Raw genomic sequence first — 14,077 nt, 5'->3', positions numbered from 1 at the left:
CTACTCAATCTGCGGCGCGTCGATAGGCCATATGGATCAGCGGAAACGGCCGCCCTTCTCCATCGGTATCACTACGCCCGGTGTCCTGAAAACCGTAACGGCGGTAGAAGCCATGAGCTGCCGGGTTCTGTTCGTTAACGTCTACGGTCAGCGGGCCGAGACGACACCGGGCATAGTCCAACAGCCGTGAACCCACACCCTGGCCGTGGCAATCGGGATCGACAAACAGCATTTCCACATGGCTTTCGTTGAGGCCGATAAAGCCCAGTATCCGCTGGTTTTCATTTACACAGACATGCAAGGCCACCGCATGCAGGTACAGCTCGCCCACCTGACGGTGCAGCAGGTCGATATCCACCGCACTGAGAAAGTCGTGGGTGGCCAGCACCGCACGGTGCCAGATGGCCAGCAACTCGTCGTGGTCAGCTGCCAGGGCAGGACGGATCAGCATGCTCAGCTCCAGTAAGCTCGAAAAGGCGATGCAGCCTAACCAGTGCGGTCGTTACGGGCAAACCCAGGTTTTCATAACGTGTCCAGGCCACACGCCTGTTAGCATGGCCCGCCGCTCTTCGCCCGGCACCTGAGGACGCCCATGTCGCCACCGCCACACGCCCCCCTGCAACGCTATCGGCATGCCGTCGAGGAATTGGGCTTCGTTGCCGATGAGGCTCAACTGGCCGCCGCCCAGGTGCTGCAGCGCTGCCATGACGAGCTGCACGCCGCGGCTGCCCATTCCGTTCAAGGCGTCTATCTCTGGGGCCCGGTCGGGCGTGGCAAGACCTGGCTGATGGACAGTTTCCATGGGGCGCTGCAGGTGCCCGCCCGGCGTCAGCACTTTCATCACTTCATGCGCTGGGTGCACCGCCGCCTGTTCGAGCTGACCGGCACCGCCGAGCCCCTGCAGGTGCTGGCCCGGGAACTGGCGGCGGAGATCCGCGTGCTGTGCTTCGACGAACTGTTCGTCAGCGACATCGGCGACGCCATGCTGCTGGGGCGGCTGTTTCGTTGCCTGTTCGACGAGGGCGTGGTGCTGGTCGCCACTTCCAACCAGCCGCCGGAGCAGCTGTACGCTGGAGGCCATAACCGCGAGCGCTTCCTGCCGGCCATCGACGCCCTGCTGCAGCACATGCAGGTGGTGGCGGTGGACGGCAGCCAGGATCATCGCCAGCACCCCGGCCAGCGACACCAGCGCTATTGGGTTCGCCAAGCCGGCCAGCCGAGCGCCCTGCCCGCGCTATTGGCGGCACTGCGCCAGGGCGAGCCGGTCAGCCACGAGCCGCTGCAGGTCGGCCATCGTCGGATCACCGTGCACGACCACAGCGAACGGGTGCTGCACGGCAGCTTCGGCCAGCTTTGCGAGCAACCGCTGGCGACCGGGGACTTCATCCTGCTCTGTGATCGTTTCAAGGCCATCGTGCTGGGCGACGTACCGGCCCTCAGCGCCCAGCAGCGCCCGGCGAAGATCGCTCGCGGCACCGAAGACGCCGCCGAGCGGGTGGTGGCCGGCGACCGCCAGCTGCCGGCCCTGTCCATCCACGACAATGCCGTGCGCCGCTTTATCGCCCTGGTGGATGAATGCTACGACCGCCGGGTGCCACTGTACGTGGAAGCCGCCGTGCCGCTGGATGCTCTGTACACCGAGGGTTACCTGGCCTTCGCCTTCCGCCGCACGTTGAGCCGCCTGCAGGAAATGCAGCTGGAGCGCTTCGGCTGAAGGCGCGCACGATCAAATAGGTAGCCTGGGTTGAGCGCAGCGATACCCAGAATCGACGGCTCAGCCCGCAGTTGCAGGCACCAGCCCCAGAAACGCCTGGATCTGCGCCTTCTTGGCGATGGCGTCCTGGTAGCCCAATTCGATCAGCTCGCTACAGTAACCCGGCTCGAACAGCAGGTAGCTGAGCACCCCGCCGCCGCCGTCGCGGGTCGCCCCAGGGCCGCGCAGGAACAGGCGCAGCGCCGCCGGCATTTCCCGGCGGTGGCGGGCGGCGATCACGTCCAGCGGTTGGCTCGGCGAGATCACCAGCACTTCCACCGGGGTGAGCCCATAGGTGCGGCTGCGCTGCTCGGCGGGCACCAGACGGCCCAGCTGGTTGAGGCGTTCGAGCAATTCGATGTCGCTTTCCACGTTATCGATGAAGGTGCTGTTGAGCATGTGCCCGGCGATCTGCGCCAGGCTCGGCTGCACGCCGCCGGGCACCGGCACGGGCGCGCCGCCGGCCTGATTGCCGACCGGGTTGCCACTGACGCCCACCACCAGCACCTTGGTCGCCCCCAGGTGCAAGGCAGGGCTGATCGGCGCCATCTGCCGCACGGCGCCGTCGCCAAAGTATTCGCGGTTGATCTTCACCGGTTCGAAGATCAGCGGAATCGCCGTGCTGGCTAAGAGGTGCGGCAACGCCAGACGCGTTGGCACGCCGACCCGACGATGACGGAACCAGGGATCGATGGCCGCGCGGCCCTGGTAGAAGGTCACCGCCTGGGCCGACTCGTAACCGAACGCAGTCACCGCCACGGCGCGCAGCTGGCGATGGCGAACCGCCGCGGCGATGCCGGAGAAATCCAGTTCCCGCTCGAGCAGCTCGGCGAGCGGCGAGCTGTCGAGCAGCGCCACCGGCGCCTGCTTGCCGAGGCCGAGCATGCTGTGGCCGATGAAGCGGCTGGCCTGACGCAGCACGCCGGGCCAATCGCTGCGGTACACCTGATCGGTATGAAAGCTGCGCCATACGCTGCTCAGGCGCTTGACCGCCTCGCGAAAATGCAGCGCACCGCAGGCCAGGCTGACGGCGTTGATGGCCCCCGCCGAGGTGCCGACGATGACCGGAAAGGGATTATGCGACGACTCCTCGGGCAACAGCTCGGCGATCGCCGACAGCACACCGACCTGATACGCAGCCCGTGCGCCACCGCCGGAAAGGATGAGCCCAGTGGTGGCCGGGTTGCCGCTAGCGTCCTGCTTCATTGCGTCGATTCCCGTTCGGGTGGTCAGTAGAGCTTGGGCTCGCCTTCTGGACGGGTCTTGAAGCGCCGATGCGCCCACAGGTACTGCTCGGGGCACGTGACGATGGCCTGCTCGACCCACTGGTTGACACGCAGGCAATCGGCCTCTTCATTCTCACCGGGAAAATCGCTCAGCGGTGGGTGGATGGTCAAACGATAGCCGCCGCCATCGGGCAGGCGCATCTGGGTGAACGGCAACACGATAGCGCGGCCGAGGCGCGCGAACTTGGTGGTGGCCGTAACGGTCGCCGCCTGGATGCCGAACAGCGGCGCGAACAGGCTCTGCTTGCGGCCATAGTCCTGATCCGGTGCGTACCAGATCGCCCGACCGGCACGCAGCACCTTGATCATCGCCCGCACGTCATCGCGCTCGATAGCGGTGGCGTCCAGGTTATGGCGTTCGCGGCCACGACGCTGCACGAAATCGAACACCGGGTTGCCATGTTCACGGTACATGCCGTCGATGGTGTGCACCTGGCCGAGCAAGGCGGCGCCGATTTCCAGGGTGGTGAAGTGCACGGCCATGAGAATCACGCCCTGCCCTTGCGCCTGGGCCTGCTGCAGGTGCTCGATGCCCTCGATGTGGGCCAGGCGCGCCAGCTTGTGGCGCGGCCACCACCAGCTCATGGCCATCTCGAAGAAGGCGATGCCGGTGGAGGCGAAATTCTCCTTGAGCAGACGCTCGCGCTTGTCTGCCGGCATGTGCGGGAAGCACAGTTCCAGGTTGCGCGTGGCAATACGCCGACGCGAGCCGGCCGCGTGATACATCAACCAGCCCAGGCCACGGCCCAGACGCAGCAGCGCGCCGTAGGGCAGCTGCACGGTCAGCCACAGCAGGCCGAGCCCGGCCCACAGCGGCCAGAACCGCGGGTGAAGGAAGGTGCGACGAAAGACGGGACGATCCATTGACGATCCAGGATGGCGTTCAAAGCCGCCTAGTCTACCAGCACGTTCGCCGCTCTCGGGAGTAAGGCGTCAGGGCGCTCAGCGCTGCCAGTCGATCTGCAGGGTTTCGTCGGCCACCATGCGTTGCATGTGGTCGGCCACCACCGGTTCGAGGCGATCGAGCGTGTCGGTATCCGGTGCCTCGATGACCGCCACCAGGCCACCCTCGAAACGGGTCAGGGTGAGGCGAGCCGGGTCGAAGACGATCTCGCCGCGCTGCTCGTCGAAGCTCACCTGGAATTTGTGGCTCCAGTGCCGGCACAGCCGGGTCAGACAGCGCTGGCCCTGTTCGGTGGTAACCGTTGCACGGGATTCAGGCATGGGAATGCTCCTGGTGGGATTGAAGACGCCCGGAATCTAGCACGCAGCCTGGCTGCCCGGCATACGCCATTATCGATGCAATCAATCGAAAACCCCGGACTTGCACGGCAGCCGAGGCGGCGTCAGGATCGTGCCCAGCCAATAACAACATCCGCCCACCTGGCCTGGAGAATGTCATGCAAGAAGTCGTCATCGTCGCCGCTACCCGTACCGCAATCGGCAGCTTCCAGGGAGCGTTGGCCGATGTGCCGGCCACCGAACTCGGCGCCGCGGTGATCCGCCGCCTGCTCGAGCAGACCGGCCTGGACGGCGCGCAGGTCGACGAAGTGATTCTTGGCCACGTGCTGACCGCCGGCGCCGGGCAGAACACCGCCCGCCAGGCCGCGATCAAGGCCGGCCTGCCCCACGCCGTGCCGGCACTGACCCTCAACAAGGTCTGTGGCTCGGGCCTCAAGGCCCTGCACCTGGGCGCCCAGGCGATCCGCTGTGGCGACGCCGAGGTGATCATCGCCGGTGGCATGGAGAACATGAGCCTGGCGCCCTATGTGCTGCCCAAGGCGCGTACCGGGCTGCGCATGGGCCACGGGCAACTGATCGACACCATGATCAGCGATGGCCTGTGGGACGCCTTCAACGACTACCACATGGGCATCACTGCCGAGAACCTGGTGGACAAATACGCCATCAGCCGCGAGGAGCAGGACGCCTTCGCCGCTGCGTCACAACAGAAGGCCATCGCCGCCATCGAAGCCGGGCGTTTCGCCGACGAAATCACTCCGATCCTGATTCCCCAGCGCAAGGGCGAGCCTGTCGCCTTCGACACCGACGAGCAGCCCCGCGCCGGCACCACGGCCGACACCTTGGGCAAGCTCAAGCCCGCATTCAAGAAGGACGGCAGCGTGACCGCCGGCAACGCCTCGAGCCTCAATGACGGCGCCGCGGCGGTGCTGCTGATGAGCGCGACCAAGGCCCAGGCGCTGGGCCTGCCGGTGCTGGCTAAGATCAAGGCCTACGCCAACGCGGGCGTCGACCCGGCGATCATGGGCATCGGTCCGGTATCGGCCACCCGCCGCAGCCTGGAGAAAGCCGGCTGGACGCTGGATCAGCTGGACCTGATCGAAGCCAACGAAGCCTTCGCCGCCCAGGCCCTTTCGGTCGGCAAGGAGCTGGGCTGGGACGCCGGCAAGGTCAACGTCAACGGCGGCGCCATCGCCCTCGGCCACCCGATTGGCGTATCCGGCTGCCGAGTGCTGGTCACCCTGATCCACGAGATGCTCAAGCGCGATGCCAAGAAGGGCCTGGCGACCCTGTGCATCGGTGGCGGCCAGGGCGTGGCGCTACTGCTCGAGCGCGACTGAAAACAGTGCGGCCCAGCTATTAGCTGGGCCTGCCCTTTCAGGCCCGGTTCGCGATACGATCAGGTCCCCTCCCGATGAAGCTGCCCATGAGCGACCTCCCAACGCTGCACTACCTGTTCGCCGAATGCCGCAAACCCTGCCCCGAGCGCCCGGACGTCACGGCCATCGTGCTGTTCGCGCTGCTTAGCGAAGACGACGAAGTGGTCTACCTGGAACTGCGCTACACCAACTTCGCCAGCGGTCAGTTTGAAGGCGACCACCTGTGGCTGTCGCTCGAAGACGCGCTCGACGGCACACATGAGGATTACGGCATCGGCGAAGATGACTGGCGGCCACTTTCCGTCCGGGAGATAGCCCGTATCGATCGCAGTATCGAATAACGGCCGCGGCTATGTAGCGGCGCTAGCGACGGCAGCCGTCCCACAGTTTCATGATCTGGGTCACCGCAGCATCCAGCGCTGAATGCTCGATGCCGTCACGGGCCAAGGTAGAAAGCCCCAGAAGAAAACTGTCGTAAGCCGATGTCAGTGCCTGAACATCGGTATCGCCGGCCAACTCGCCATCGGCGATGGCCCGCTCGATACAGGCACGAATACCTTCACGCGTGCGCTGGCGATTCTCGCTCGGCAGCGTCGCGCCGTCCTGAGGCATGCACACACCAATCACCCCAAGGGCCACCATGCAGCCGCGTGGATGGCCCGCTTCGCACTGCATTTTGGCCGAACGGCGTAGCGCCAGTTCGATGGCCTCGCGCGGCGGCAGCGTGTCATCAAACAGGCTTTCGGTGACCCTGCCATGGGTCTGCAGATACAGCGCCATCACCTCGTTATAGAGCGCCTCCTTGGAGCCGAACGCGGCGTAGAAGCTGGGCGCGGAAATGCCGCCAGCGATGCCGGCCTTCAGCTGACTCAGGGACGTGGCTTCGTAGCCGTGCTCCCAGAACAGGTGCATGGCCTGCTCCAGTGCCGCCTGCCGATCGAATGTTCGTGGTCGCCCCATCTGTGCCATGTGAATCCTCCTTCCTGACAACATAAATACTAGTCGATACAAAAGTCATTGACCATCGGGAGCCAGTCGACCTACATTTGTATCGAACGATACATAAATGAGCGCTCCCCATGACCGATTCCACGAAACCCGACGCCCTGCCCGTTTCCGCGCTACTTGCCCTGGCGATGACCGGCTTCATCTGCATCCTCACCGAAACTCTGCCCGCGGGCCTGCTGCCCCAGATCAGCGCCGGCCTTGGCGTATCTCCCGCCCTGGCCGGCCAGTTGGTGACCCTCTATGCCCTGGGCTCGCTGCTGGCGGCCATCCCGCTGACAATCGCCACCCAGGGCTGGCGGCGCCGCAACGTACTGCTGCTGGCCATCGTCGGCTTTCTGCTGTTCAACTCGATCACCGCATGGTCGTCGAACTACGTGCTGACTCTGGCAGCACGCTTCTTCGCCGGCATGGCGGCGGGCCTGGCCTGGAGCCTGATCGCCGGCTACGCCCGGCGCATGGTCGCCCCGCACCAGCAAGGCCGGGCTCTGGCGTTGGCCATGGTTGGCACGCCCATCGCGTTGTCCTTGGGCGTACCCATAGGTACCTGGCTCGGTGGCGTGGTGGGCTGGCGCACCGCGTTCGGATCGATGTCGCTGCTGAGCATCGGGTTGATCGTCTGGGTGCTGGCAAAAGTGCCGGACTATCCCGGCCAGGCGCGTACTCAGCGTGTGCCTCTGCGGGCGGTATTGCTGATCCCAGGCGTGCGTCCGGTGCTGGCCGTGGTGCTGACCTGGATGCTCGCCCACAACATGCTCTACACCTACATCGCGCCCTTCATCGCCCCAGCCGGGCTGGGCAGCCAGGTCGATAGGGTGCTGCTGGCATTCGGCGTCGCTGCGCTGATCGGCATCTGGATCACCGGCCGACTGGTCGACCGCCATCTGCGCCAGGCGGTACTCACCAGCCTCGCCACCTTCGCCCTGGTCGCGTTGGTGTTCGGCCTGCACGCCGAATCGGCCGCCGTTTTGTACCTCGGCGTGTTCGTCTGGGGGCTGACCTTCGGCGGTGCCGCAACGCTGCTGCAGACCGCCCTGGCCGATGCCGCCGGCCCAGGCGCCGACGTGGCGATGTCGATGAACGTGATGATCTGGAACAGCGCCATCGCTGCCGCCGGGCTCATCGGCGGCCTGCTGCTCGGTCAGTTCGGTGCAGGCGTATTCCCCTGGGCCATGCTGGCATTGCTGCTGGTCGCCCTGTGGATCGCCTCGGCGGCCAGCCAGCACGGTTTTCCTTCCGGCCAGCGTCGCAGCGACGTGCTCGTCGCCGGCCACTGACCTCAACCTTGTGCAAACAGGAGATAGCCCTATGTCCCACTCCAATCGCCCATCAGTTCTCGTGCTTGGCGGCAGCCGTGGCATCGGCGCCGCCATCGTGCGCCGCTTCGCCGGTCATGGCACCCAGGTCACCTTTACCTACGCCAGTTCGGCCGCACCAGCGCTCAAGCTTGCCGAGGAAACGGGCAGCACCGCCATGCAACTGGACAGCGCCGACCGCCAAGCCCTGACAGCAGCCATCGAAAGCCTGGGCGTCCTCGACGTGCTGGTAATCAATGCCGGTATCTTCATTGCCGGCGATCCGCTGGAGCTGGATGCCGATGCCATCGACCGGCTCTTCACCATCAATATCAACGCGCCCTACCACGCGGCGGTCAGCGCAGCACGGCAAATGCGTGAAGGTGGGCGGATCATTCTGATCGGCTCGACCAATGCCGATCGCGTACCGATGCAAGGCATGGCCGCCTATGGCGCCAGCAAGGCGGCGCTGAGCGGGATGGTCAAGGGGTTGGCACGGGACTTCGGCCCGCGCGGCATTACCGTGAACGTGGTACAGCCGGGCCCGACCGATACCGACATGAACCCAGCCGATGGGCCGCTGAACGAAGTGATGCACAGCTTCATGGCGATCAAGCGTCATGCCCGCAGCGAGGAAATCGCCGGCATGGTGGCCTGGCTGGCGGGCAGCGAAGCCGGGCTGGTCACCGGCGCGGCGCTGACCATCGACGGCGGCTTTGCCGCCTGACGGTCGCCTGCAAACGCCTCAGCTCACCCGCTCGGCCACTGGCAGTTTGGCGATGGCCTCGCGGGTTTCCCGATCCTGGGCATCGCGCCAGGTGCGAAACGCGTCCAGCTCGCCGCCCCAGGTCTTCATCACCCAGGCCAGCACCGCCAGGTCGTCGACCAGGCCCAGGCCGGGAATGAAGTCGGGAATGGCATCCACGGGCGAGACGAAATAGATCAGCCCCGCCACGATGGCTACCAGCGCCTGCGGGTTGATCGCCCGGTAACTGCCGCGCCACCAGGCCACGCACAGCTCCTGCAAGAGGCTCAGGTCGCCCCTGATCGACGTCAGGCTGCGGGCGCCACCACCGCTTTTGCGGGTGACCGCCAGCAACAATGCCGGCAACCGACCGCGCTTGAGAAAGCGCTGGGCGATAGGCAGATAGCGGGCGAAATTCCACGGTGCTTTCATGGTCACTCCTCGTCAGCCCGCATCGCTGCTGGGCTGTCTGTGGTTATCCACCATAGCTGTGGATAACCTTGTGAACAGTTATGGGATTAGCTTACCAAAGCCCCCTGTCATGCGGCCTCGCCACAGATCGGACATTTTTTATCCAGCCGATAAAACCTTGCTAAATCAATCAGTTAAAAAAATCAAAAGATTTCGTTAAAAACCTGACCAACTGAATAAGAAGCCTTGTCGCAATGTGCATAACCCGGCATGTCAAGACTTGCATTGGCGCACATTTTGCGATTGGCAGACTGCAGAAACGACAACGCCCCGACAGGCGGGGCGTTGTTTTCAAGCAGCTGACGCTTACTTGGCCGGAGCGGCCTCAGGTGCTTGCGGAGCGGCTTGCTCCTGAGCGTTCTGGTCCTTGATGCCCAGCAGCTCGAGGTCGAACACCAGTACCGAGTTGGCCGGAATGGCCGGGCTCGGGCTCTGGGCGCCGTAGGCCAGTTCGGCCGGGATGTACAGCTTGATCTTCTCGCCTACGTGCATCAGTTGCAGGCCCTCGACCCAACCCGGAATCACACCGCCAACCGGCAGGTCGATCGGGGTGCCACGCTCGATGGAGCTGTCGAACACGGTGCCGTCGGTGAGCTTGCCTTCGTAGTGAACGGTGACCACGTCGTCAGCCTTGGGCTGCGGGCCGTCGGCCTTCTTGACGATTTCGTACTGCAGGCCCGAAGCGGTGGTGGTGACGCCGTCACGCTTGCCGTTCTCTTCGAGGAATTTCTTGCCGGCGGCAGCGGCTTCTTCGTTCATCTTGGTCATGCGCTCTTCGGCACGCTTCTGCAGAGAGGCGAAGGCCTCGATCAGCTCGTCGTCCTTCAGGCGCTGCTCTTTCTTGCCGATGGCGTCTTCGATGCCTTGGGCAACGGCTTTCGAATCCAGGTCGTCCATACCTTCCTGAGCCAGGCTCTTGCCCATGTTCAGACCGATACCGTAGGACGCTTTCTGCGCCGGAGTTTCCAGTTTTACGTCGCTGGTTTGCGAATCACAACCGGCGAGCACCAGGCCCACCAGGGCGATCGCTGCTGCCAAACGATGCTGTTTCATGCTGATTCCTTGTCCGCTGCGCCCTAGGGCTGTCGAGTGAAGGCGCGAGCTTAGGGTGTGTGAGTGTATCAACGCAAGCCGCGGCGCCCGGATTTATCCGGGCAGATCACACGCGCTGTGCGAGAAGTGGCGAGCGGCGGCACGAAAGCCAACCTGATCGTTCAGCACGCCGCGTCGATCTCGTGAAACAGCGACGTAACTGACTAGCCGGTAAGAGTTTTTCTGCAGGCAGAAGTTCAGTAGTGGCCGGTTTCATTCGAGCTGCGCACGCGCCCGCGCCACCCTGGAAGCGGACTCACGCCCCAGCACCCGACTGATGCGTTGCCCTGCCTCGATCAGGCGCGGCAAATCCACCCCGGTCTCGATACCCCGTCCCTGCAGCAGGTAGAGCACATCCTCACTGGCGACGTTGCCCGTCGCGCCCTTGGCGTAGGGGCAGCCACCGAGGCCGGCGACCGAGCTGTCGAACACCGCGATGCCTTCCAGGAGGCTCGCGTAGATATTCGCCAGCGCCTGCCCGTAGGTGTCGTGGAAATGCCCGGCCAGGCGCTCACGCGGTACCTGCCTGCCCACCACCTCGAACAAATGGCGCACACCGCCTGCGGTGCCCACGCCGATGGTGTCACCCAGGGACACCTCGTAACAGCCCATAGCCTGCAGCTCGCCGGCCACCGCAGCCACCTGCTCGGCAGCCACCTCGCCCTCGTATGGGCAACCGAGCACGCAAGACACATAACCGCGCACCCGCACGCCGTGCTGGCGCGCCGTATCCATCAGCGGCTCGAAACGTTTGAGGCTTTCGGCAATGGAGCAATTGATATTACGCTGCGAGAAGGCTTCGGAGGCCGCAGCGAACACCGCCACCTCTCGCACGCCCGCCGCCAGAGCCGCTTCAAGGCCTTGCAGATTGGGCGTCAGCGCCGCATAGGTAACGCCGGGCCGCTGCTCGATACCGGCAAACACCTCGGCGCTGCCGGCCATCTGCGGCACCCATTTGGGCGACACGAAACTGCCGACCTCTATATAGCCAAGCCCGGCGGCGCTCAGGTCATCGACCAGGCGCACCTTGTCGGCCACGCTGATCGGCTGCTTCTCGTTCTGCAAGCCATCACGGGGGCCGACTTCCACCAGGCGAACATGCCGAGGCAGGCTCATGGCTGTGCCTCCAGTTCGACCAGCACCGATCCCTCGGCGATCAGCTCGCCCTCGGTGCAGTAAACGGCTTTGATGGTGCCGGCCTGGGGCGCGCGAATGCTGTGCTCCATCTTCATGGCCTCCAGCACCACCAGCGCGGCGCCCGCCTCGACGGTTTGCCCTGGCGCGACCAGCACGCGCACGATGCTGCCGTTCATGGGCGCGCTGAGCCCGCCATGGTGCGCAGTGCTGGCCGCGGCGGCGGTCAGCGGATCGAAACGGCGCACGCCCAGCCACTCCACGCCCCAGCGCAGATAGAGGGTATCGCCTTCACGCACCGCGCTTTTCGGCGCGGCGGTTACCGGCTCGACGTGCACGCGACGGGTTATGTCGCCGCAGGTCAGAGTCATTGGCGTGCTCGCTGGCAAGGCGCTGCGCCAGGTGTTGCGGGCAGCCCAGGGCGAATGGGGATCGTCGGCTCGCTGGCGGTCGGCATCGGTGGCCAGCATGGCCACGCCCGCCTGCTGCCAGAAGGCATCCGGCAGTTCCTGTGCTGGCGGCAGCAGTTGCGCCTGATGCCGCTCGATGAAGCCGGTATCCAACTCGGCAGCGGCGAACGCCGGATGAGCGAGAATGCGTTGCAGAAACGCCAGGTTGGTCTTGAAGCCGCCCACCAGCGTCTCGGCCAACATGGCCAGCAGCCGCTGCCGCGCTTCCTCACGGTTTTCGCCCCAGGCGATCAGCTTGGCCAGCATCGGGTCGTAGAACGGCGATACCTCGTCGCCCTGCTCCACGCCGCTGTCGACCCGCCGCCCCGGCCCCGCCGCGGGCTCACGGTACAGGTCGAGATGCCCGCTGGCCGGCAGGAAGCCACCTTCGGGATCCTCGGCATACAGGCGCACCTCGATGGCGTGCCCCAGCAGCGGCACCTGTTTCTGGCTAATCGGCAGCGGCTCGCCACGGGCCACGCGGATCTGCCAGGCGACCAGGTCGAGGCCGGTGATCGCCTCGGTCACCGGGTGCTCGACCTGCAGGCGGGTGTTCATCTCCATGAAGAAGAAGTCGCCGCGGGCATCGAGCAGGAATTCCACGGTGCCGGCGCCCACATAGCCGATGGCCTGCGCAGCCCGCACCGCGGCCTCGCCCATTGCTCGGCGTAGCTCGGGCGAAAGTCCGGGTGCCGGGGCCTCCTCGACCACCTTCTGGTGACGACGCTGAATCGAACAGTCGCGCTCGTTGAGGTACAGGCAATTGCCATGCTGGTCGGCAAACACCTGAATCTCCACGTGACGCGGTTGCAGCACGTATTTCTCCACCAGCATGCGTGCATCACCGAACGCCGACTGCGCTTCACGCTGCGCCGAGGCCAGCGCCTCGGCCAGATCCACCTCACGCTCGACGATCTTCATGCCCTTGCCGCCGCCGCCAGCCGTAGCTTTGAGCAGCACCGGGTAGCCGATCTGCTGCGCCGCATCGCGGAAAGTCTCCAGATCCTGGGCTTCGCCGTGATAGCCGGGCACCAGCGGCACGCCGGCCGCCTCCATCAGCGCCTTGGCCGCCGACTTGCTGCCCATGGCGTCAATGGCGCTGGCCGGTGGGCCGAGAAAGATCAGCCCGGCGGCTTCGAGCTTGCGGGCGAAGGTGGCGTTCTCGGACAGGAAACCGTAGCCGGGATGGATGGCCTCGGCGCCGCTGGCCCGAGCAGCCTCGATGACCTTGTCCATCAGCAGATAGCTGTCGCCGGGCTTGGCGCCGCCCAAGTCGATGGCGACATCCGCTTCACGCACATGGCGGGCGCTGCGGTCGATAGCGCTATGCACCGCCACGGTGGTGAGCCCCAGCGCCTTGGCGGTGCGCATGACCCGGCAGGCGATTTCGCCACGATTGGCGATCAGCAGTGTGTTGATGGTTTTCATGACTGGGCCTGCCAGGCGGGAGTGCGTTTTTGCAGAAAGGCGTCGAGGCCCTCCTGCCCTTCGTCGCTGATGCGGATGCCGGCGATCACGCTCTCCGTGCGCTGGCGCAGGGCATCGCTCAGCACGCCGCTGCCGACGCCGTGCAGCAGCGCCTTGGTTTCGCGCATGGCCTGCGGGCTGTTGAGCAGCAGCGTGGCGATCCACTGCTCCAGCTCGCTCTCCAGTTCCGCCGGCGGATAGCACTCGGCGAGCAGGCCCAGCTCCCGGGCGCGTTCACCGCTGAAGCGCTCGGCACTCAGGGCATAACGGCGCGCCGCCCGCTCGCCGATGGCCTGCACCACGTAAGGGCTGATCACCGCCGGCGCCAGACCGATGCGCACTTCGGAGAGGCTGAACAGCGCGTCACTGGCGCCTATGGCGATATCGCAACAGGCGGTCAGGCCCACCGCACCGCCGAACGCCGCGCCCTGCACCACGGCAAGGGTCGGACACGGCAGGTGGTAGAGCAGGCTCATCAACTCGCCTAGTTCATGGGCGTCGTGCAGGTTGGCGGCGTAATCCAGCTTGGCCGAGGCCTGCATCCAGGCCAGATCCGCGCCGGCAGAAAAGTGTTTGCCGCGCCCGCGCAGAATCACGAAACGCAGGCCGTCATCGGCGGCCAATTGGCGCAGCGCCTGGATCAGTTCCGCGATCATCTCGGCATCGAAGGCGTTGTGCTTGTCGGGGCGGTTCAGCCACAGGGTGGCGACGCCACGCGGTTCGATGTGCAGTTCGAGGGTATTGAAGTCGGTCATTGCT

15 protein-coding genes are annotated in these 14,077 nt (G+C 65.3%); 5 read left to right on the top strand and 10 right to left on the bottom strand.

Translation table 11 applies throughout. The features are described from left to right. Nucleotides 1–4: 4 nt before the first annotated feature. The gene (locus FB481_RS16890) at nt 5–451 is read right to left on the bottom strand and encodes an acetyltransferase (RefSeq protein ID WP_093503065.1); all 447 of its coding nucleotides are present in this window, start codon (nt 449–451) and stop codon (nt 5–7) included. Between the two features lie 141 nt (nt 452–592). On the opposite strand from FB481_RS16890, the gene zapE reads away from it, so the two are divergent. Next, nucleotides 593–1,714, top strand: a complete 1,122-nt coding sequence (gene zapE / locus FB481_RS16885) for a cell division protein ZapE (protein WP_147177100.1) — start codon at nt 593–595, stop codon at nt 1,712–1,714. A gap of 60 nt (nt 1,715–1,774) precedes the next feature. Here zapE and FB481_RS16880 read toward each other — a convergent pair whose 3' ends face one another. From FB481_RS16880 to FB481_RS16870, 3 genes are all read right to left on the bottom strand, one after another. Then, nucleotides 1,775–2,959, bottom strand: a complete 1,185-nt coding sequence (locus tag FB481_RS16880; protein WP_147177099.1) for a patatin-like phospholipase family protein — start codon at nt 2,957–2,959, stop codon at nt 1,775–1,777. A gap of 23 nt (nt 2,960–2,982) precedes the next feature. Then, nucleotides 2,983–3,903 carry a lipid A biosynthesis lauroyl acyltransferase gene (locus FB481_RS16875; RefSeq protein ID WP_147177098.1) on the bottom strand — a complete coding sequence of 307 codons (921 nt, stop codon included), beginning with the start codon at nt 3,901–3,903 and terminating at the stop codon, nt 2,983–2,985. Nucleotides 3,904–3,981: 78 nt separating this feature from the next. After that, entirely contained in the window at nt 3,982–4,263 is a 282-nt protein-coding gene (locus FB481_RS16870) for a DUF2218 domain-containing protein (protein ID WP_147177097.1), read from the bottom strand. Between the two features lie 176 nt (nt 4,264–4,439). Between FB481_RS16870 and FB481_RS16865 the strand changes: the two genes are divergently transcribed. Further along, on the top strand, nt 4,440–5,621 hold the full coding sequence (locus tag FB481_RS16865) for an acetyl-CoA C-acetyltransferase (protein ID WP_147177096.1): 1,182 nt from the start codon (nt 4,440–4,442) through the stop codon (nt 5,619–5,621). Between the two features lie 86 nt (nt 5,622–5,707). Continuing rightward, nucleotides 5,708–6,001 carry a hypothetical protein gene (locus tag FB481_RS16860; protein WP_256662764.1) on the top strand — a complete coding sequence of 98 codons (294 nt, stop codon included), beginning with the start codon at nt 5,708–5,710 and terminating at the stop codon, nt 5,999–6,001. A 22-nt stretch (nt 6,002–6,023) separates the two neighbouring features. On the opposite strand, the gene FB481_RS16855 is transcribed toward FB481_RS16860, so the two are convergent. Beyond that, complete coding sequence (locus tag FB481_RS16855) at nt 6,024–6,629, bottom strand: TetR/AcrR family transcriptional regulator (protein ID WP_147177094.1); 606 nt, start codon at nt 6,627–6,629, stop codon at nt 6,024–6,026. A gap of 110 nt (nt 6,630–6,739) precedes the next feature. On the opposite strand from FB481_RS16855, the gene FB481_RS16850 reads away from it, so the two are divergent. Continuing rightward, the gene (locus FB481_RS16850) at nt 6,740–7,942 is read left to right on the top strand and encodes an MFS transporter (RefSeq protein ID WP_147177093.1); all 1,203 of its coding nucleotides are present in this window, start codon (nt 6,740–6,742) and stop codon (nt 7,940–7,942) included. A gap of 31 nt (nt 7,943–7,973) precedes the next feature. Next, nucleotides 7,974–8,687, top strand: coding sequence for an SDR family oxidoreductase (gene bdcA, locus FB481_RS16845; protein WP_147177092.1), 714 nt, complete (start codon nt 7,974–7,976; stop codon nt 8,685–8,687). 18 nt (nt 8,688–8,705) lie between these two features. Here bdcA and FB481_RS16840 read toward each other — a convergent pair whose 3' ends face one another. The 5 genes from FB481_RS16840 to FB481_RS16820 all read right to left on the bottom strand — a co-directional run bounded on the left by FB481_RS16840 (nt 8,706) and on the right by FB481_RS16820 (nt 14,073). Then, the gene (locus FB481_RS16840) at nt 8,706–9,137 is read right to left on the bottom strand and encodes a YkvA family protein (RefSeq protein ID WP_093503044.1); all 432 of its coding nucleotides are present in this window, start codon (nt 9,135–9,137) and stop codon (nt 8,706–8,708) included. Between the two features lie 345 nt (nt 9,138–9,482). After that, nucleotides 9,483–10,229: an FKBP-type peptidyl-prolyl cis-trans isomerase gene (locus FB481_RS16835; RefSeq protein WP_013790822.1), complete on the bottom strand. Its 747-nt coding sequence runs from the start codon at nt 10,227–10,229 to the stop codon at nt 9,483–9,485. A gap of 252 nt (nt 10,230–10,481) precedes the next feature. Beyond that, a complete protein-coding gene (locus tag FB481_RS16830; protein WP_147177091.1) occupies nt 10,482–11,384 on the bottom strand; it encodes a hydroxymethylglutaryl-CoA lyase in 903 nt (300 codons plus the stop codon). Beyond that, nucleotides 11,381–13,279 (bottom strand): acetyl/propionyl/methylcrotonyl-CoA carboxylase subunit alpha, encoded by a 1,899-nt coding sequence (locus FB481_RS16825; RefSeq protein ID WP_147177090.1) that lies wholly within the window; start codon nt 13,277–13,279, stop codon nt 11,381–11,383. The genes FB481_RS16830 and FB481_RS16825 overlap by 4 nt, the downstream gene beginning before the upstream one ends. Continuing rightward, on the bottom strand, nt 13,276–14,073 hold the full coding sequence (locus FB481_RS16820) for a gamma-carboxygeranoyl-CoA hydratase (protein WP_147177089.1): 798 nt from the start codon (nt 14,071–14,073) through the stop codon (nt 13,276–13,278). Before FB481_RS16820 ends, FB481_RS16825 begins: the two co-directional genes overlap by 4 nt. Nucleotides 14,074–14,077 lie beyond the last annotated feature (4 nt).

The organism is Pseudomonas sp. AG1028, from assembly GCF_007993955.1.
Classification (GTDB): Bacteria; Pseudomonadota; Gammaproteobacteria; order Pseudomonadales; family Pseudomonadaceae; genus Aquipseudomonas; species Aquipseudomonas straminea.
This window is presented reverse-complemented; position numbering and strand designations above follow the sequence as displayed.

What these genes read in the sequence shown, in the direction of transcription:
- FB481_RS16880 (WP_147177099.1), bottom strand. Translation starts at nt 2,959, where the DNA reads ATGAAGCAGGACGCTAGCGGCAACCCGGCCACCACTGGGCTCATCCTT.
- FB481_RS16850 (WP_147177093.1), top strand. Translation starts at nt 6,740, where the DNA reads ATGACCGATTCCACGAAACCCGACGCCCTGCCCGTTTCCGCGCTACTT.
- bdcA (WP_147177092.1), top strand. Translation starts at nt 7,974, where the DNA reads ATGTCCCACTCCAATCGCCCATCAGTTCTCGTGCTTGGCGGCAGCCGT.
- FB481_RS16860 (WP_256662764.1), top strand. Translation starts at nt 5,708, where the DNA reads ATGAGCGACCTCCCAACGCTGCACTACCTGTTCGCCGAATGCCGCAAA.
- FB481_RS16865 (WP_147177096.1), top strand. Translation starts at nt 4,440, where the DNA reads ATGCAAGAAGTCGTCATCGTCGCCGCTACCCGTACCGCAATCGGCAGC.
- zapE (WP_147177100.1), top strand. Translation starts at nt 593, where the DNA reads ATGTCGCCACCGCCACACGCCCCCCTGCAACGCTATCGGCATGCCGTC.
- FB481_RS16820 (WP_147177089.1), bottom strand. Translation starts at nt 14,073, where the DNA reads ATGACCGACTTCAATACCCTCGAACTGCACATCGAACCGCGTGGCGTC.
- FB481_RS16875 (WP_147177098.1), bottom strand. Translation starts at nt 3,903, where the DNA reads ATGGATCGTCCCGTCTTTCGTCGCACCTTCCTTCACCCGCGGTTCTGG.
- FB481_RS16830 (WP_147177091.1), bottom strand. Translation starts at nt 11,384, where the DNA reads ATGAGCCTGCCTCGGCATGTTCGCCTGGTGGAAGTCGGCCCCCGTGAT.
- FB481_RS16870 (WP_147177097.1), bottom strand. Translation starts at nt 4,263, where the DNA reads ATGCCTGAATCCCGTGCAACGGTTACCACCGAACAGGGCCAGCGCTGT.
- FB481_RS16825 (WP_147177090.1), bottom strand. Translation starts at nt 13,279, where the DNA reads ATGAAAACCATCAACACACTGCTGATCGCCAATCGTGGCGAAATCGCC.
- FB481_RS16840 (WP_093503044.1), bottom strand. Translation starts at nt 9,137, where the DNA reads ATGAAAGCACCGTGGAATTTCGCCCGCTATCTGCCTATCGCCCAGCGC.
- FB481_RS16835 (WP_013790822.1), bottom strand. Translation starts at nt 10,229, where the DNA reads ATGAAACAGCATCGTTTGGCAGCAGCGATCGCCCTGGTGGGCCTGGTG.
- FB481_RS16855 (WP_147177094.1), bottom strand. Translation starts at nt 6,629, where the DNA reads ATGGCACAGATGGGGCGACCACGAACATTCGATCGGCAGGCGGCACTG.
- FB481_RS16890 (WP_093503065.1), bottom strand. Translation starts at nt 451, where the DNA reads ATGCTGATCCGTCCTGCCCTGGCAGCTGACCACGACGAGTTGCTGGCC.